This is a genomic window from Nonomuraea fuscirosea (assembly GCF_035917475.1).
Taxonomy (GTDB): Bacteria; Actinomycetota; Actinomycetes; order Streptosporangiales; family Streptosporangiaceae; genus Nonomuraea; species Nonomuraea fuscirosea.
In genome coordinates this window covers 5246246-5262838 of the sequence record NZ_CP109074.1, presented here as the reverse complement: position 1 = coordinate 5262838, position 16593 = coordinate 5246246, and the positions used below count along the sequence as shown (strand labels likewise).

General features: G+C 73.0%; 16 protein-coding genes and 1 pseudogene. 7 read left to right on the top strand and 10 right to left on the bottom strand.

Translation table 11 applies throughout. The features are described 5' to 3' along the window. Window positions 1-47 precede the first annotated feature (47 nt). Window positions 48-935 carry a D-alanyl-D-alanine carboxypeptidase family protein gene (locus tag OIE67_RS24140; protein ID WP_326644011.1) on the top strand — a complete coding sequence of 296 codons (888 nt, stop codon included), beginning with the start codon at window positions 48-50 and terminating at the stop codon, window positions 933-935. A gap of 144 nt (window positions 936-1079) precedes the next feature. Here the strand turns inward: OIE67_RS24140 and OIE67_RS24135 are convergent, their stop codons facing one another. The 3 genes from OIE67_RS24135 to tnpA all read right to left on the bottom strand — a co-directional run bounded on the left by OIE67_RS24135 (window position 1080) and on the right by tnpA (window position 2583). Further along, window positions 1080-1436 carry an MmcQ/YjbR family DNA-binding protein gene (locus tag OIE67_RS24135; protein ID WP_326644009.1) on the bottom strand — a complete coding sequence of 119 codons (357 nt, stop codon included), beginning with the start codon at window positions 1434-1436 and terminating at the stop codon, window positions 1080-1082. 79 nt (window positions 1437-1515) lie between these two features. After that, complete coding sequence (locus OIE67_RS24130) at window positions 1516-1932, bottom strand: CBS domain-containing protein (RefSeq protein WP_106237399.1); 417 nt, start codon at window positions 1930-1932, stop codon at window positions 1516-1518. Window positions 1933-2166: 234 nt separating this feature from the next. Further along, window positions 2167-2583 (bottom strand): IS200/IS605 family transposase, encoded by a 417-nt coding sequence (gene tnpA, locus OIE67_RS24125; protein ID WP_326644006.1) that lies wholly within the window; start codon window positions 2581-2583, stop codon window positions 2167-2169. Between the two features lie 22 nt (window positions 2584-2605). Here tnpA and OIE67_RS24120 point away from each other — a divergent pair. Together OIE67_RS24120 and OIE67_RS24115 are read left to right on the top strand one after the other, a co-directional pair. Then, window positions 2606-2677, top strand: a pseudogene (locus OIE67_RS24120) (helix-turn-helix domain-containing protein); the annotation flags it as partial. A gap of 332 nt (window positions 2678-3009) precedes the next feature. Continuing rightward, entirely contained in the window at window positions 3010-3870 is an 861-nt protein-coding gene (locus tag OIE67_RS24115) for an RNA-guided endonuclease InsQ/TnpB family protein (RefSeq protein ID WP_326644004.1), read from the top strand. A gap of 48 nt (window positions 3871-3918) precedes the next feature. On the opposite strand, the gene OIE67_RS24110 is transcribed toward OIE67_RS24115, so the two are convergent. The 3 genes from OIE67_RS24110 to def are packed head-to-tail and all read right to left on the bottom strand — an operon-like array spanning window position 3919 to window position 6494. Next, complete coding sequence (locus tag OIE67_RS24110; RefSeq protein ID WP_326644002.1) at window positions 3919-5322, bottom strand: pyridoxal phosphate-dependent decarboxylase family protein; 1404 nt, start codon at window positions 5320-5322, stop codon at window positions 3919-3921. Continuing rightward, window positions 5315-5953, bottom strand: coding sequence for a helix-turn-helix domain-containing protein (locus OIE67_RS24105; protein WP_326644000.1), 639 nt, complete (start codon window positions 5951-5953; stop codon window positions 5315-5317). The genes OIE67_RS24110 and OIE67_RS24105 overlap by 8 nt, the downstream gene beginning before the upstream one ends. Window positions 5954-5960: 7 nt before the next feature. After that, window positions 5961-6494 (bottom strand): peptide deformylase, encoded by a 534-nt coding sequence (def, locus tag OIE67_RS24100; RefSeq protein WP_407674878.1) that lies wholly within the window; start codon window positions 6492-6494, stop codon window positions 5961-5963. Between the two features lie 144 nt (window positions 6495-6638). On the opposite strand from def, the gene OIE67_RS24095 reads away from it, so the two are divergent. Further along, window positions 6639-7445, top strand: coding sequence for a class I SAM-dependent methyltransferase (locus OIE67_RS24095; RefSeq protein ID WP_326643998.1), 807 nt, complete (start codon window positions 6639-6641; stop codon window positions 7443-7445). A 115-nt stretch (window positions 7446-7560) separates the two neighbouring features. On the opposite strand, the gene OIE67_RS24090 is transcribed toward OIE67_RS24095, so the two are convergent. Continuing rightward, a complete protein-coding gene (locus OIE67_RS24090; RefSeq protein WP_106237410.1) occupies window positions 7561-8076 on the bottom strand; it encodes a hypothetical protein in 516 nt (171 codons plus the stop codon). A gap of 92 nt (window positions 8077-8168) precedes the next feature. Next, entirely contained in the window at window positions 8169-9098 is a 930-nt protein-coding gene (locus OIE67_RS24085) for a hypothetical protein (RefSeq protein ID WP_326643994.1), read from the bottom strand. Window positions 9099-9227: 129 nt separating this feature from the next. Here OIE67_RS24085 and OIE67_RS24080 point away from each other — a divergent pair, with 129 nt between their 5' ends. Further along, window positions 9228-10166, top strand: coding sequence for a GNAT family N-acetyltransferase (locus OIE67_RS24080; protein WP_326643992.1), 939 nt, complete (start codon window positions 9228-9230; stop codon window positions 10164-10166). Window positions 10167-10306: 140 nt separating this feature from the next. Continuing rightward, window positions 10307-11068, top strand: coding sequence for an arylamine N-acetyltransferase family protein (locus OIE67_RS24075; RefSeq protein ID WP_326643990.1), 762 nt, complete (start codon window positions 10307-10309; stop codon window positions 11066-11068). 86 nt (window positions 11069-11154) lie between these two features. On the opposite strand, the gene OIE67_RS24070 is transcribed toward OIE67_RS24075, so the two are convergent. Next, window positions 11155-14004 (bottom strand): helix-turn-helix transcriptional regulator, encoded by a 2850-nt coding sequence (locus OIE67_RS24070; protein WP_326643988.1) that lies wholly within the window; start codon window positions 14002-14004, stop codon window positions 11155-11157. After that, on the bottom strand, window positions 13983-14645 hold the full coding sequence (locus tag OIE67_RS24065; RefSeq protein ID WP_326643986.1) for a nucleotidyltransferase domain-containing protein: 663 nt from the start codon (window positions 14643-14645) through the stop codon (window positions 13983-13985). The genes OIE67_RS24070 and OIE67_RS24065 overlap by 22 nt, the downstream gene beginning before the upstream one ends. 45 nt (window positions 14646-14690) lie before the next feature. Here OIE67_RS24065 and OIE67_RS24060 point away from each other — a divergent pair, with 45 nt between their 5' ends. Beyond that, window positions 14691-16565 (top strand): propionyl-CoA synthetase, encoded by a 1875-nt coding sequence (locus OIE67_RS24060; RefSeq protein WP_326643984.1) that lies wholly within the window; start codon window positions 14691-14693, stop codon window positions 16563-16565. The last annotated feature ends 28 nt before the right edge of the window (window positions 16566-16593 follow it).

Here is a 16593-nt window from a genome sequence, read left to right as displayed (position 1 = left end):
GTTTGCTGGTCAAGAGTGTCGGGTCACAATCTGGTAGTTATAGGCAGGTGCGAATCAAGCCCCTTGCCGCCGTGCCCCTCGCGGCCGTCACCGCCGCCACGCTCGCGGCCCCCGCCGCCGCCCACACCGGCGCCCAAGCCGTGCCGCCGCGGGTGCCCGCGGGGACGACGGCGGCATGGGTGGTGTTCGACCGGCAGGCCGGCAAGATCGTCGCGACCCGGAACGCGCACCGTAAATACCGCTCGGCCTCGGTGGTGAAGATCCTCATCGCGATCGACTACCTGGAGCGGCGCAAGAGCGTGCCCGCCGCCGACGCCAGGTTGCTGCGGATCATGCTGCGCTCCAGCGACGACGACGCGGCCTCCACGTTCTGGGATCGGCTGGGCAAGGGGCAGATCATCGTCAGGCAGGCCCGCCGGCTCGGGCTGTCCGACACCACGCCGCCGCCGGCGTCCAAGCCGGGCTTCTGGGGTTACACCTCGCTGAGCGCGTACGACATCGTGCGCACCTACCGCTATCTGCTCGACCGGGCCGACGCCCGGGTCAGGAACACGATCCTCACTCACCTGCGGCACTCGACCCCGTGCGGGACCGACGGCTTCGACCAGACCTTCGGCATCCCCGACGCGCTGCCCCGGCCGTGGGCGGTCAAGCAGGGCTGGTCGGGCTTCGGCACGACGCCGCCGGTCAGGTGCGGCGGCGGTGGCGGCGCCAGAGCCGTGGGGGCGCCCATCTCGTGGATCGCCCAGCGCGCCACCGGCTCGGGCGTGCCCGACTACGGGCGGCCGGTGCTGCACTCGACCGGGCTGGCCGGGAAGGGCGACCGCTACGTCATGGCCGTGCTGACCGCCCATCCCACGGGCGGTACGTGGAGCTCCTCGGTCAAGCGCATCACCACGATCACCCGCGACCTCTACCGCGACGTCACCCGCTGACCGGCGGTGTCATCACGCGAGGTCCGACGCTGACCGGCGGCGTCATCACGCTACGTGCGACGCTGGCACGCGATCCGGCCCGCGTCGTTCCGCATGGACCGCTGCCGTCGCGGGCGGACCCGTGACACCGCGGGCGGGCCGGCGCTACGGGTGCGGGCGGGCGGCGAGTTCCTGCTCGCGGCGCACCTTCTGCGGCACGCACATCCGCCACGCCTCCAGCACCAGCTCCCGCATCTCCGCGACGTCGAGGGCCGCGGTGCGCGCCTCCACCCAGTGGAAGCGCAGGTCGGACTCCCTGGGCATGAGGAACTTGTCCGGCTCGGCCGCGACCAGCGCCGCCCGCTCCTCCTTGGGGAAGCCGAACCCCATCTGGGTCTCGTCACGCGAGAAGGCCACGTAGACGATCTGGCCCACGCGGAACTTCACCCGGTCTCTGATCAGGTGCTCCGACGAGCGGGGGAGCGTGCGCGCGAACTGGCGTACGTCGTCGACTGTGATCACGGCCGTCACGCTACCGCCGGGGTCCGACATTTTCCGCGCTCGCCCGCGCTCGCCCGCGCTCGCCTTCAGAGGGCCGCCCTCAGCGGTTGCCCTCGGCGGCGGAGATGTCGGCCAGGGCGGAGCTCGGGTCGCGTTCGACCGCCAGGTCGCCCAGGCTCACCACGCCGACCGCGCGCCCGTCCTCGACCACCGGCAGCCGGCGTACGGCGTGCGTGCGCATGAGCCGGACGGCCTGCTCGATGCTGGTGTCGGGCCCGATCGCCTCGACGGAGGCGCTGCACGCCTCGCGGACCGGCGTGTCCGGGCCGCGCTCGTCGGCGACCACGCGCACGGTGATGTCGCGGTCGGTGACGATGCCCTTCATCCGGCCCTTGTCGTTGACGATGAGCGCCCCCGTGTCGTGGTCGCGCATGAGCGAGGCCGCGACGGACACCGGCTGGTCCGCCTCGACCGTCGCGGGGTGGGACGTCATCACATCTGCCACGGTCTTCGCCATGGGATCCTCCGCGTGAACGGGTACGGGACGGCCCTCTACCCGGGCGACCGGGCCCATCACGACACTTTGTCGCTTCTCTGCGAATTCCAGGTGATGTGCGGAGAGGGTTTCCGAGGTGCGCTACCGGAATCGTCGGCAGTGCTCCGTCCTTCAGGTCGGGGGTGAAGTCGACCAGCCCGCGTAGCGGGGCAAGAACAGCCGTTTCGCCGCCGGGCGAAACGGCGTCCACCCAGCTCAGGTGGGCCGGTTCTGCTGCTCGATGTACTGGCACAGGACACTGATCGGAGCGCCGCCCACCGACCCGGCGAAGTAGGAGCCCGACCACAGCTTGTTCGCCCGGTAGTAGTGGCGGGCCAGTTCGGGGAACTCCTGACGCATCCGGCGCGAGGACACGCCCTTGAGACTGTTGACCAGCTTGGACAGGGCCACCTTGGGTGGGAAGTTGACGAGCAGGTGGACGTGGTTGTCCTCGCCGTTGAACTCGCGCAGCCCGGTTTCGAAGTCGGCACACACGGATCTCATGATCTCTTGCAGCCGGGTCAGGTGCTCGCCGGTGAACACCCGATGCCGGAATTTCGTCACGAAAACCAAATGTGTGTGCAGCACGGAACACCAATGCCGGCCGGTCCTGATATCGCTGTAATCGGCCATAGCCCAACCGTAAGATAATCGTGTGCAGTTGCGGTACTCCTTCCGGATCGACCCGACCCCCGGCCAGCGCATCGAGCTCGCGCGGGCGTTCGGATGCGCCCGGGTGGTGTTCAACGACGCGATCGCACTACGCGACCATGCCCGCCAGCAGGGCTTGCCGTTCCTCACCGACGCGGAACTGTCCCGCCTGGTGATCACCCAGGCGAAGCAGACACCGCAACGCTCCTGGCTGGGCAAGGTGTCGGCGGTGGTGCTCCAGCAGGCGCTGGCCGACGCCTGTGTGGCGTTCCGGAACTTCTTCGCCTCCAGGGCCGGGACCCGCAAGGGACCCACGCTGGGGCCGCCGCGTTTCCGGTCCCGCAAGGACACCGGCAGGCGATCCGCTTCACCCGTAACGCCCGTTTCGCCATCACCGCGGCTGGCAAGTTGCGGCTGCCGAAGATCGGCGATGTGGTGGTGCGCTGGTCACGGACTCTGCCGTCCGAGCCCTCTTCCGTCACCGTGGTCAAGGACGCCGCCGGGAGGTATTTCGCCTCGTTTGTGGTCGAAGCCGCCGAAACCTCCTTGCCTCAGACCGAGACCGAGACCGAGACCGGGATCGACCTCGGCCTGACACACTTCGCAGTGTTGTCGGGCGGACGAAAGATCGACAGCCCGCGGTTCCTGCGCCGAGCGGAGAAGAAACTCAAGCGGGCGCAAAAAGCCCTGTCACGTAAGGAGAAAGGCAGCAAGAACCGGGCCAAGGCCCGGACGAAGGTCGCCCGCCAGCATGCCAAGGTCACCGACGCGCGCCGCGAGTTCCACCACCAGTTGTCCACGAAACTGATCCGCGAAAACCAAGCGATCTATGTGGAGGACCTGGCGGTCAAGGGACTGGCACGCACTAAGCTGGCCAAGAGCGTGCACGATTCGGGCTGGGCGTCCTTCATCGGCATGGTGGAGTACAAGGCGAGGCTGTACGGCCGGACGTGCGTGAAGATCGGCAGGTTCTTCCCCTCATCCAAGCTCTGTTCGGCCTGCGGGGCGCTGGCCGGACAGATGCCGCTGGCCGTACGGGAGTGGACCTGCCCGTGTGGGGTCACCCACGACCGGGATGTCAACGCCGAGATCAACATCCGGGCCGAAGGGCGCCGGATTGTCGCCGCTGGACGGAAACCCGTGCCTGAGATGGGCGGGAAGCGGAGACGGAAAACGCCTGCGGAGACCGGTAAGACCCCTTCGCCCGCTCATCGGGGCGAGCGCGGGGGCACGGTCGATGAAACAGGAAGCCACAGAAGTGCCGCGTGACACCACGCGGCACAGGCTGAATCCCCGGCGTTCACGCCGGGGAGCGCGTCAAAGGGACTTGGCCGCCACGCGGATCTCGTCGAGCAGCACCTCCAGGTCCGCCCGCGTCGTCTCCGGGTGCAGGAAGCAGGCGCGCAGCGCGTCCCGCCCGCCGAGCCGGGTGCCGGTGAGGAAGGCGTTGCCGCGGGCCTGGACCGCGCCGGGGATCGCCCGGTTGAGCGCGTCCAGCCCGCCGGCCCGGGGGACGTGGCGGAAGGCCGTGATCGAGGTGGTGACCGGCGCGAGCAGCTCGAAGTCGGGCGCCCGCTCGACCATGGCGCCGAGCTCGCGGGCCAGCGCGGCCGTGTGCTCCACCAGCTCCTTGACCCCGGCCCGGCCCAGGTGGGACAGGGTGGCCCAGGTCTTCAGCGCGCGGAAGGGACGGGTCTGCTCGGGGCCGTACTCGGCGAACCAGCCGAGCTCGCCGGCGTTCTCGTCCACCAGGTACGACGGCACCAGGCTGAACGCGGCCCGCGCCGCACCCGGATCGCGCAGCAGCGCGCAGCCGCAGCCCACCGGCACCCCGAGCCACTTGTGCGGATCGAGCGCCAGGGAGTCGGCCCGCTCCATCCCCGCGTAGTGCGGTGCGGCCCCGTCCGCCAGGACGCCGAGCGCGCCGTAGGCGCCGTCCACGTGGAACCACAGGCCGTGCGCGGCGGCCACGTCCGCGATCTCGTCGAGGGGGTCCACCGCGCCGGAGTTGACGGTCCCGGCGCTGCCCGCCACGCAGAACGGCCGCAACCCCGCCGCCACGTCCTCGCCGATCATGGTGCGCAGCGCGCCCACGTCCATCCGGTACGCCGCGTCCACCGGCACCGTACGCACGTGCCGCGCCCCGAGACCGAGCAGCTGGGCGGCCTTGTGCAGGCAGCTGTGCCCCTCCCCGGTGACGTACATGACCATGGGCGCCCGCCCGGACAGCCCCTCCTCGCGCACGTCCCAGCCGTCGGCCAGCGCCGCCCGCTGCCGGGCGGCGGCCAGGCAGATCACCGTGGCCATGGACGCGCCGCTGGTCAGCAGGCCGCCGCCGGGCGGGTGCGGGAAGCTGACGAGCCCGGCCAGCCAGCGCACCACCGTGCGCTCCAGGTGCGGCCCGGCGTGGTCGCCTCCGGCGCAGCTCGGATTCAGCGCCGCGGCCAGCGGCTCGACGAGGACGCCGGCCGGGTTCGGCGGTGAGTTGACCCAGCCGAAGAAGCGCGGATGCCCGTTGCCCATCGGGTACGGCAGCACGTGCGCCCGCGTGTCCTCCAGCAGGTCGTCCAGCGCCCGCCCGGTCTGCGGCAACTCCTGCCCGGTGAGCCAGGCCAGCTCGCCTTCCGGCACCGGCCGCCAGACCGGCCGCTCGGCGACGCCGCCGAGGTGGTCGGCCCAGATCCCGGCCGCCTTCGCTCCCGCCAGGCGCAGCTCATCCATGGGGCGTGTCCTTCCGTGTTCCGTGGTGCCCGGCCGCTCCCTCCCGCGCCCGCGGGCCCAGCTCCATGGCCAGGTAGAAGACGCAGTCGGCGGGGCCGTCGTTGGCGAAGGCGTGGCGGCGGTCGCCCGGGTAGTAGGCCGAGTCGCCGGGCCCCAGCTCGTACGGCCGCCCGTCGATCGTCAGCCGCAGGTTGCCGTGCTCGACGGCGAGGTACTCCCGCGAGCCGGGTGCGTGCGGCACGAACTCGCCCGCGTCCACCCCCGGCCCGATCGTGGTCCGCATGAACTCGAACTCGACCTCGCCCAGCACGGGCGACAGCACCCGCCGCTCCCACCCCGACGGGTCGCGCAGCACGCGCTGCTCGTCGTGGCGCAGCACCCGCATCGTCCCGTGGGCGGGCTCGTCGAGCAGCCGGGAGATCGACGTGCCCAGCGCCGTGGCCAGCCGGTCGAGCACCAGCACGCTGGGCGTCTTCGCGCCCCGCTCGACCTCGGAGACCATGCTCCTGCTGATGCCGCTCAGCTCGGCCAGCCGCTCGATGGACAGCCCGCGCGCCCGCCGCTCACTCCGGATCCGCTGCCCCAGCTCGGCCATGGACAGCCCGCTGGACAGGACCCCTTCGCCTGTCATTCCTCCACTATAGCGGTGCTTTGTCCGCTTTAGTGGATTCCTCGTACGCCGCCAGCACCTGCTTGCGGCGCTTGGCCGGGAGCCGGTCGATGTAGAGATGACCGTCGAGGTGATCGGTCTCATGCTGCAGGCAGCGCGCCAGCAGCCCGGTGCCCTCGACCACGACCGGCTCGCCTTCGGCGTCGAAGCCGCGCACGGTGGCGCGGTCGGCGCGGGGGAGGGGCGCGTACTGGCCGGGGACCGACAGGCAGCCCTCGTCGCCGGCGTCGAGCCGGCGCTCGCCGAGACCGGGCAGCTCCAGCACCGGGTTGACGACGACGCCCTTGTGCGGCCGCCCGTCGGCGTCCTGGCAGTCGTAGACGAAGACGCGCAGCGGCACGCCGATCTGGTTGGCGGCCAGGCCCACGCCCTCCGCCGCGTACATGCTCGCGAACATGTCCGCCACCAGCGCCGCCAGCTCGCCGTCGAAGCCGGTCACCGGCTCGCACGGCCGGTGCAGCACCGGATCGCCCACGCGCACGATCGGCCGAACCTCTCCCACGATCCCCGCCTCTCCTGATATGTCGCCATGTGTCAGCCCAAGTGTACGAGCGCCAGAGCGCGTCTCGAATGTCAAGACAAAGTTTCTTGGATAGTGAGATGTGGTTAGAGTGGCGAGCGACGCCGAAACGCAGGGAGTTCGCCGATGAACGCCGTCTACACCCATGGTCACCACGAGTCCGTGCTGCGCTCGCACCGCTGGCGCACCGCCGCGAACTCGGCCGCGTACCTGCTGCCCCACCTCCAACCGCACATGAGACTGCTCGACATCGGCAGCGGCCCCGGCACGATCACCGCCGACCTGGCCGGCCTGGTCGGGCACGTGACGGCGTCCGAGGTGGACGAGGAGACGCTCGGCCTGGCCAGAGCCGAAGTGGCCGCCCGAGGGCTGACGAACGTGGACTTCGCCGTCGCCGACGTGCACGCGCTCGACTTCCCCGACGACACCTTCTGCGTCGTGCACGCGCACCAGGTGCTCCAGCACGTCGGCGATCCGGTGCGGGCGCTACGGGAGATGGGCCGGGTGACCAAGCCGCGCGGCTACGTGGCGGCCCGCGACAGCGACTACACGGCGTTCACCTGGTGGCCGCGGGTGCCGGCGCTGGACGAGTGGATGGCCCTCTACCAGCGGATCGCCCGCGGCAACGGCGGAGAGCCCGACGCGGGGCGGCGGCTGCTGTCGTGGGCCCGGCAGGCGGGTTTCGAGGACGTCACCGCCACCTCCTCCACCTGGTGCTTCGCCAACCAGGAAGACCGCGACTGGTGGGCCGGGATGTGGGCGGAGCGCGTCCTGAACTCGGCGATGGCCGAACAAGCCCTGGCCACCGGCGCCGCCACGCAGGCGGACCTGCGGCGCATGTCGGAGGGATGGCTGGAGTGGGCACGGGCGCGGGACGGCTGGCTGTCGATCCTGCACGGCGAGATCATCTGCCGCGTCCCCGCCCGGGACTGACACGACTCGCGGACGACAGAGGCACGGCGACCGGCGCTCGGAGCGCTGCGCTCAGGCCGCTGGGTCCGGGCCGCTGGGTCCGGGCCGCTGGGGCCGGGGCGGTGCGGGCGGGCGGTCAGAGGCCGAGGGTGCGGGCGCGCTGCCACTGCGGGTCGCGGTAGAGCACCATGTCGGTGCCCACCATCTCGTCGGGCGCCGACAACATGGTGATCTCGCCCGCCGCCTGCAACTGCAGCAGCAGGTCACGCACCCGGGGCCCCACCGGCAGCCGCCCGGTGGGCAGCCCCAGCCCGCTCCTGACCGTGTCGGCGATCTCCGACAGGCGGAACGGGCCGTCGAACCCGGCGACCACGCCGCGGACGACGGTCATCGTGATCAGATGCTCGGCCTCGGCGTACGCGAGCTGCCAGTGCACCTGCTCCTTGCGCCGGCCGCTGCCGGCGCACGACGTGCACGGGCGGGTCAAGCCGGGGGCCGGCTCCTCCCTGGTGGTGCCGAGGCAGGCCGAGCAGAGCCCGTTGTCGGCGGCGTGCAGCTCGGCGACCATCCGGCCGCCCAGGATCACGCCGCAGTCGCAGGCGAACGCGTCACCCAGGATGCCGGTCTGAGGAGAGATCGCATGCTCGTTCACCGATCCGACTCTACCGGCGCCCCGCCGCCCCACGCGCACCACTCTTCACACGGGCCACACCCCGGCCCGGGGCCGCCCGGGGCCCGCGGGCCTCAGCCTCGTACGTCGGCCAGGCCGCGCAGGCGGCGCAGGGCCTTGCGGGCCGCGGCCGAGACGCGCTCGTCCGGATGATGCTCGATGAAGACGCGCAGCACCTGCCCGGTCCACGGATGGTCCCCGAACGCGAGGATAGCGATCGTCCCCGCCTGCTCCTCGGCGTCCATCCCCAAGGCGATCGACTCGATCACCTCACCGGTCTCGCCCCCGAACTCCAGCAGCGCCGCCGCCATGTCCACCAGCACCCAGGCGATCTCCTCCGGCGACGGCTGCCGCTCGTCCCGCCCGGTCCTGGCCGCGATCACCGCGCCCAGCTTCGGCTCCTCCAACCGCCTGGCCAGCGCCCGCCGCCCCTCGTCGCCGAGGTTCGCCGACAGCACCTCGACGCCGACCGCCCTGCTCAGCGGGCTCACCGCGCCCAGCACCGAGCCGATCTCGGCCGCCGCCTCCGCCAGGTCCCTGTCCTTCAGCCAGCCGGCCAGCTCCTCGCCGCGCTCGGACTCCGGATACGCCCGCAGCCCGTGCAGCAGCGCCGTCGCGTCGGCGTCCGCCAGCGACCCCATGACCGGGATGTCCTGCCCGGTCGTCTCGGCGATGATCTGCCGCGCCACCCACAGCCCGAGCCAGCTCAGCGTGTACGGCTCCGCATGCCGGACCAGCCCGAGGCCCGTCAGAGTCTCGGGAGCCTCGCCCTTGAGCGGCTCCCTGGACAGGAACATCCTGATCAGCTCCAGCAGCAGCCCCTCGTCCTCGGCCAGCCGCTCGCGGCAGTGCCCGGACCAGGCGGCCAGCACCTCCGCGTCGTCGCCTTCCGGCTTCAGCTCGGCCGCCAGCGGAGCGGCGCGCACGGCGGCCGCGAGCGTGGACTCACCGGGCAGCCGGATCGGGGGCTGCAGGGGCAGCGTGTCGTCGTCGTAGGAGCTCACTAGCCCATCCTGTCGCGATATTTCGGTAGAGTGCCAGCCGACGTCCGAAAAGTCGGAAGAAAGGAGGCGCTCAGTGTTCCGCACCGTTATGGGCGCTCGCCGCCCCCGCTTCCGATTCTCGGAGGAATCATGCTTTTCCGCACCGCCGTCGAGGACGACCTAGACCGCCTGCTCGGCTGCGTCGTCGACGAGTCCATCAGCTGGTCCCATCCCGACCGGCTGCTGTCGTTCCTGGAGAGCGGCGCCTACCGCTTCGATCGCATCTGGCTGGCCGAGGACGAGCCCGGCGGCGAGATCGCGGCCCGCGCCGTGTGGTGGGGCTTCCCCGGCCAGGACCGGCCGCTCGCGCTCGACTGCCTGTACGCCGCCCCCTCGGTCGCCGACCGCGTCGGCCTGACCGCCGAGCTGCTGCGCCGGGCCCACGCCACGTACGGGACGGCGCCCGCGTACCACGTGTTCGTCACCAACGGCTGGCGTGAGGCGCCCAGGACCGGCGCCGCCCTGGCCTGGCGATGGGAGGCAGCCGGGCGCGCCGGCCTGACCGAGGAGCTGGAACGCCTGCGGTACGAGTGGACGGACGGGCCCGTCCCCGAGCCGTCGCCGCGGCTCGTCTTCCGCGGGGACGACGACGACGAGGTGTTCGCGGCGGCCTTCGCCAGGGTGGCGCGGGGCACCCTCGACGCGCACACCCGCCAGGCCCTGGCCGTCATGGACCCGATGGAGCAGGCACGCGAGGACGTGCGCGACTACCGGTCCATGGAGGGGGAGCGGGAGTGGTGGCGGCTCGCCTACGACCTGGACGGCGAGCTCGTCGGGGTCGCCCTGCCGTCGGCCAACGCCGCCGGGCCCGTGGTGGGCTACCTCGGGGTGGTGCCGGAACGGCGCGGCCAGGGCTACGTGGACGACCTCCTCGCCGAGATCACCCGCAGCCACGCCCTGCGCGGCGTACGCCGGATCGTCGCCGACACGGACGCCGGCAACCTGCCGATGGCCAGAGCCTTCGAACGGGCCGGCTACCGCAACTTCGCCGTGCGCCTGGTCCTCTCGGCCGACTCCGCGAACACGTGAGGTGGCGTGATTCCGCTTCACCCGATGGGGCGCGTGATCCCGCGAACACGTGAGGTACGCGTGATCCCGCTTCACCCGATGAGGCGTGATCCCGTGAACACGTGATGTGCGCGCGGCCCCGTACCCGCGATCGTCGTCCCATGACGTGGGACATCGAGAACCTGGACCTTGACGCCTACCTGGCCAGGATCGGCTACGACGGGCCGCGCGACCCGACGGCGCGCACCCTGCGCGCCGTCCACCTCGCGCACGTGCGCTCCATCCCGTTCGAGAACCTGGACGTGGTGCTCGGCAGGGGTGTGCGCCTCGACCTGGTGAGCGTGCAGGACAAGCTCGTGACGGGCGGGCGCGGCGGCTACTGCCACGAGCACAACCTGCTGTTCGCCGCCGCGCTCGAACGCCTCGGCTTCCGCCTGACCCGGCACCTGGCCAGAATCCGCCTGGGACGTCCTCATCTGCCCCGTTCGCACGCCACGCTCACCGTCGTCGCGGACGGCCGTACGTGGCTGGCGGACGTCGGCTTCGGCGGGGACGGGCTGGTCGAGCCGATGCCGTTCGAGGAGGGGGCGAGGCTGGAGTCGGGGCCGTGGCGGTGGCGGCTGGAGCGGGACGGCGCGTTCTGGGTGCTGGCGGCGGGGGAGACGGAGCTGTACGCGTTCCGGGCCGACGAGCCGCAGTTCCCGAGCGACTTCGAGATGGCCAGCTTCTACGTGGCCAACAGCCCGCACTCCCCGTTCGTCCGCCACGTACTGGCCCAGCGGACGACCGCCGGCGCCCGGATCCGGCTGGAGGGGATGAGCTTCTCCGGGGCGGGGGAGCTGGCCGGGTGGCTGCGCGAGAAGCTCGGGATCGAGCTGCCTCTGCGCGACGCCGAGTCACTGCTGCCTCGGCTGCGGGGCTGAGCGGGCGGACCGGGGCCCGTTCCGTTCGTGCCCGCTTCGAAGATCGGCACGATCACCGACCACACGGGCCGGCTCACGGGGCCGGCTCATGAGGACGGCGGCTCGTGGGTCAGGACCTGGCGGGTCAGCTCCACCCGGCTGTTGACGCCGAGCTTGGCGAAGGCGTGCCGGAGATGGGTGTCGACGGTGTGCGGCGACAGGAACAGGGCGGCCGCGGTCTCCCTGTTCGTCATCCCCTGGGCGACCAGGCGCACGACACGCAGCTCGGACGGGGTCAGCGCGGCCCAGCCCAGGCCGGGGCCGCCCCGCGCCGCTCCTCCCCGCGACCCGCCACCGCTCCCGCCCTTCAGCGCCTCCTCCAGGGCCGCCGCCAGCCCGAGCGGGCGCGGACCGGCCCGGTAGAGCTCGATCGCCTCCTCCAGCCTCCCCTCGGCGTGCGCCGCCCCCGCCGCCAGCGACACCTGGCCCGGGTTGCGCCGGGCGAGGTCCCGGACACACTCGACCACGCCCGGCACCGACCGCCACCGCGCCGCCGTCCACGGCTCCTGCACGATCAGGTACGTCAGCATCGCCCCCTCGGCGAACCCGGCCGTCGAAGGAGCGAACCCGGCCTGACCGCCGGCACCCGGGGAGGAGACGGCAGAGCCTTGGGCGGAATCCGCCAGGGCCCGCCGCCACCGCAGTTCCGCGGCCACCAGCCCAGGCCCCTCCCCGGCCGCGGCCAGCCCCCGATCCAGGAACTCCCGCGACCTCCCGAACTCACCGCGCAGCAGCGCCACGTGCCCGAGCACGCCGAGCAACGCCGGAGCCAGCGCCATCGCCGAGAGCTGCTCCGCCACCCGCAGGCCCGACTCCGCCTCGGCCGCCGCGTCGTCGAGCCGGCCCTCCGCCAGCCGCAGCTCGGCCCTGAAGCGGTGCAGCAACGGCAGCGCCCAGGCCGTGCCGAGCCGGCCGGACTCCCGCTCGACCCGCGCGTACGCCTCCCCGGCCTCCTCGAACCTGTCCAGCGCCACCAGCGCCGCCCCCAGCCACAGCCGCGGATGCCGGTGCGCCGTCTCCCCGCCGGCCGTGTCCGCCAGCCGCACCGCCCGCTCGGCGTGCCGCAGCGCGCCGCGCAGGTCGCCGCGGAAGAGCGCCACGGTGGAACGCGCCTGCAAACCCACGACCTGGGCGAACTCCTCACCCTCCGCCACCGCCCGCACCGCCGCCTCGTCGGCGTCGTCGATCCGGCCCGTCATCATCAGCGCGTGCGCGCGTACGGCCAGCAGCCCGACGCGCTCCCGCACCGGCACGCCGGGCAGGGTCAGCGCCTGGCCGGTCCGCCTGATCACGGCCCGGTCGTCACCGGCGTGCTTGAGCGCCTCGGCCAGCCCGAGTGCGACCCCCGCCGCCCCGGCCGCCCCCAGAGTGCCCTGGTTCGCGTCGGCGATCTCCCGGGCCTCGCCGAGCCGCCCCGCCGACGCCAGCAGCCGCACCACCGCCGCCACCAGCTCCTCACGGGCCACGACGTCAGCCCCGTCGCCCGCTTCCGGCGCCGCGAGTTCCAGGGCCCGCAGCATCAGGTCCGCCGCCGCGGAGGGGGCCGCGGCGGTCATCTCCCCGGCGGCCGCCCACAGCTCCCTGACCGCCGCCACGTCCCCGGCCCGCGCCCCGTGCCGCAGGTGCTCGGCCAGCTCCGCCGGAGGGCGGCCCTCGCGACGGAGCACGGTCGCCGCCTCCCGGTGCAGGGCGGTCCTGATCGCCGGTCCGAGGCCGCCGTACACCGCCTCCCTGATGAGGTCGTGCCGGAATGTCAGCCGTTCCTCCTCACCGACCAGGGCCCCCGCCCGTACGGCCTCCTCGACGTGCCCGAACAGCGAGCCGGGCGCGGCGCCGAGCAGCCCGGCCGCCTCGTGCACCGAGAACGGCCGCCGCAGCACCGCCCCCGCCTCCAGCACTCGCCGCGCCTCGGCCGAGAGGTCGCGCAGCCGCGACTCGACGGCCGTGACGAAGCCCGCGGGCAGCTCCGGTCCGCCCGCGGCGGGAACGACGGAGGCGACGCCGCCGCGCACCGAGATCCGGCTCTCCGCCAGCAGCCCGCGCAGCACCTCCTCCAGCAGGAACGGGTTCCCGCCCGCGGCCCGCGCCAGCTCCAGCACCGACGCACCGGGCTCGGCCCCGAGCACCCGGCCGCACAGCTCGGCCGACTCAGCGGGGCCGAGCGGCGGCAGCGGCACCCTTAGCGCGCCCTCCGCGATCAGCCGTTCCACCGCCTCCTGCTCGGGCAGCGGCCGGCGGGCGAGCAGCCACACCACCGGAGAGCCCGCCAGGCCGGGGACGAGCTGCCGCAACGCCAGGCACGTCAGCTCGTCGGCCCATTGGACGTCGTCGAGGACGATCACCAGCGGCCGGGCCCGCGTGAACCGGTCCAATGCCTCGCCCAGCCGCTGGACGGCCTCGAACCCCGCACCGCTTACCGCCGCGAACGACCCGGTCAGCCCCAGCGGTCCCAGCGCCCGCGTCAAGGTGGACAGCGGCGCCACCCGATCCACCTCCGTCGCCCGCCCGCGAGCGACCACGGTTCCACCGTCCAGCCGACGAGCCGAGTCCGTGACGCCGTGTGGCCCGGCCGTCCCGCCGCCCCGCCCGGCCGTCCCGCCGCCCCGCCCGGCCGTCCCGCCGCCCCGCCCGGCCGTCCCGCCGTCCTGCCGAGCCGTCCCGCTGTGCGGGCCGGCCGTCCCGCTGTCCCGCCCGGCTGTCCTGGCGTCCCGCCCGGCGGCTCCCGGCGCGGCGGCCGGAGCCGCGGCTGTGCGGACGACCTCCGCCACCAGGCGGCTCTTGCCGATCCCCGACGGCCCCTCGACCACCACGCACCCCGCCCCGGCCGCCAGCACGGCTCCGACGGCCCGCAGCGCGTCGCGCCGGCCCACGAAGCTCACGTCGCGGGCCGTCCGCACGACGGCAGATTCTCCCGGCGCACCCCGACCAGGAACTCCTCCACCCGCTCGCGGTCCGGCCGTTCGGGCAGGACGCTCGGCGTCGCGGCCAGCTCCGCCGCGAGCGCGGCCCGCCAGGCGTCCACCTCCGGCCAGGGCACCCGCCCGTTCCTGATCGCCAGCAGCCGCTCCCGGTGGGCCTCCACGCGGACCAGGGGCTCCCCGTGCCGCACCAGGTGCAGGCCGCTGAGCAGCAGCCGCACCATGTGCATGGCCTGCTTCCAGTTGGGCCGGCCGGGGTCAAGGCGGCGGAACTGCGCCTCGGCGTACCCGGCGAACGACCGGTACGCCCGCTGCGACAGGAACGCCTCCCGCAGCTCGCGCAGCCGCCGCCCGGCGGGCGTGGCCACCTCCACCAGCGGCGACCACAGGCATTCGAGCACCGTCGGGTTGGCGTCGAGGGCCAGGCCGCAGAAGCGCTCGACCTCCCAGGAGAACTGCTCGGGCAGCGGCCCGTCCCGGTGCGTTGGTGGTTTGTCCAGCCGCCAGAACGCCGAGGTCGGCGCCACGAACACGCCGCGGCGGTCGGTGTCGGAAGCGCCGGTCTCCAGCCCGTACGCCCTCGACCCCACCACGACGGTAAGGATCACGTCATCGCTCATCCGTCCTATCTTGCGCCATGGGCCGACGGCTGTTCTGATCGACAAGTGAGCGCTTATGACGAGGCATACCGGCGGAGCATCGAGCGGCCCGAGGAGTTCTGGGGCGAGGCCGCGCTCGGGATCCAGTGGGATCTCGCGCCCGCCACCGTCCACGCCGACGGCCGCTGGTTCCCCGACGGCCGGCTCAACACCTGCCACAACGCCGTCGACCGGCACGTCGCGGCCGGTCGCGGCGCGCAGGCGGCGCTGATCCACGACAGCCCCGTCACCGGCACCGCGCGCTCCTACACCTACCTGGAGCTGCTGGACGAGGTGAGCAAGGCCGCGGGCATGCTGCGCGACCTCGGCGTGGCGGCCGGCGACACCGTGGTGATCTACATGCCCATGGTGCCGGAGGCGGTGGTCGCGATGCTGGCCTGCGCCCGGCTCGGGGCGGTGCACTCGGTGGTGTTCGGCGGGTTCGCGGCCCGTGAGCTGGCCGTGCGGATCGACCACGCCAGGCCCAAGGTGGTGCTGTCGGCCTCCTGCGGGATCGAGCCGGCCCGCGTGGTGGCGTACAAACCGCTGCTGGACGCCGCGCTGGAGCAGGCCGGGCACCGGCCGGACCACTGCGTGATCCTGCAGCGGCCCGAGAGCCCGGCCGAGCTGACGCCGGGCCGCGACCTGGACTGGGCGGCGGCCGTGGGCGGCGCCGAGCCGGCCGGGTGCGTGAGCGTGGCCGCGACCGACCCGCTGTACATCCTCTACACCTCCGGCACCACCGGCACGCCGAAGGGCGTCGTGCGCGACAACGGCGGCCACGCGGTGGCGCTGCAGTGGAGCATGTCCCACGTGTACGGCGCCGCCCCCGGCGAGGTCTTCTGGGCCGCCTCCGACGTCGGCTGGGTGGTCGGCCACTCCTACATCGTCTACGCGCCGCTGCTGGCGGGCTGCACGACCGTCCTGTACGAGGGCAAACCCGTCGGCACTCCTGACCCGGGCGCGTTCTGGCGGGTGGTGTCCACGTACGGGGTGCGCACGCTGTTCACCGCCCCGACCGCCTTCCGCGCCATCAAAAAAGAGGACCCATCCGGCAATTTCGCGAAAAAGTATGACCTGTCGACGCTGCGGTACCTCTTCCTGGCCGGCGAACGGCTCGACCCCGACACCTACCACTGGGCCTCCGACCTGCTCGGCGTCCCCGTCATCGACCACTGGTGGCAGACCGAGACCGGCTGGCCCATCGCCGCCAACAGCGTCGGCATCGAACGACTGCCGATCAAGCCGGGCTCGCCGACCAAGGCCGTACCCGGCTGGGACGTGCACATCCTCGACGCCGACGGCAACGACTGCCCGCCCGGCGCGGAGGGCGCGGTCACCGTCAGGCTGCCGCTCCCGCCCGGCGCGCTGCCCACCCTCTACCGCGACGACGACCGCTTCGCCCGCTCCTACCTCGACCGCTACCCGGGCCACTACCTGACGGGCGACGGCGGTCACCTGGACGACGACGGCTACCTGTACGTCATGGGCCGCATCGACGACGTGATCAACGTGGCCGGCCACCGCCTGTCCACCGGGTCGATGGAGGAGGTCATCGCCGCCCACCCCGACGTGGCCGAATGCGCCGTGATCGGCGTCGCCGACGAGGTGAAGGGCCAGCTCCCGATGGGGTTCGTGGTGCTGAAGGCCGGGTCGGAGCGCGGCCAGGAGGAGATGGAACGGGAGCTGGCCGCCCTCGTCCGCGAGCGCATCGGCCCCGTCGCCGCCTTCCGCCGCGCCGTCGTGGTGAGCAGGCTGCCGAAGACGCGCTCGGGCAAGATCCTGCGCGCCACGATGCGCGACATCGCCGACGGCAATCCGTACACCACGCCCTCCACCATCGAGGATCCCGCGGCCCTGCCCGAGATCGCCCGGGTACTGAGCGACACGGGCGGGCACTGACGGGCACTGAGGGGCACTGAGGGGCACT

Excerpts from the sequence above, each read along its gene's own strand:
- OIE67_RS24075 (WP_326643990.1), top strand. The coding sequence starts at position 10,307 with ATGACGTGGGACATCGAGAACCTGGACCTTGACGCCTACCTGGCCAGG.
- OIE67_RS24110 (WP_326644002.1), bottom strand. The coding sequence starts at position 5,322 with ATGGATGAGCTGCGCCTGGCGGGAGCGAAGGCGGCCGGGATCTGGGCC.
- tnpA (WP_326644006.1), bottom strand. The coding sequence starts at position 2,583 with ATGGCCGATTACAGCGATATCAGGACCGGCCGGCATTGGTGTTCCGTG.
- OIE67_RS24080 (WP_326643992.1), top strand. The coding sequence starts at position 9,228 with ATGCTTTTCCGCACCGCCGTCGAGGACGACCTAGACCGCCTGCTCGGC.
- OIE67_RS24065 (WP_326643986.1), bottom strand. The coding sequence starts at position 14,645 with ATGAGCGATGACGTGATCCTTACCGTCGTGGTGGGGTCGAGGGCGTAC.
- OIE67_RS24105 (WP_326644000.1), bottom strand. The coding sequence starts at position 5,953 with ATGACAGGCGAAGGGGTCCTGTCCAGCGGGCTGTCCATGGCCGAGCTG.
- OIE67_RS24130 (WP_106237399.1), bottom strand. The coding sequence starts at position 1,932 with ATGGCGAAGACCGTGGCAGATGTGATGACGTCCCACCCCGCGACGGTC.
- OIE67_RS24095 (WP_326643998.1), top strand. The coding sequence starts at position 6,639 with ATGAACGCCGTCTACACCCATGGTCACCACGAGTCCGTGCTGCGCTCG.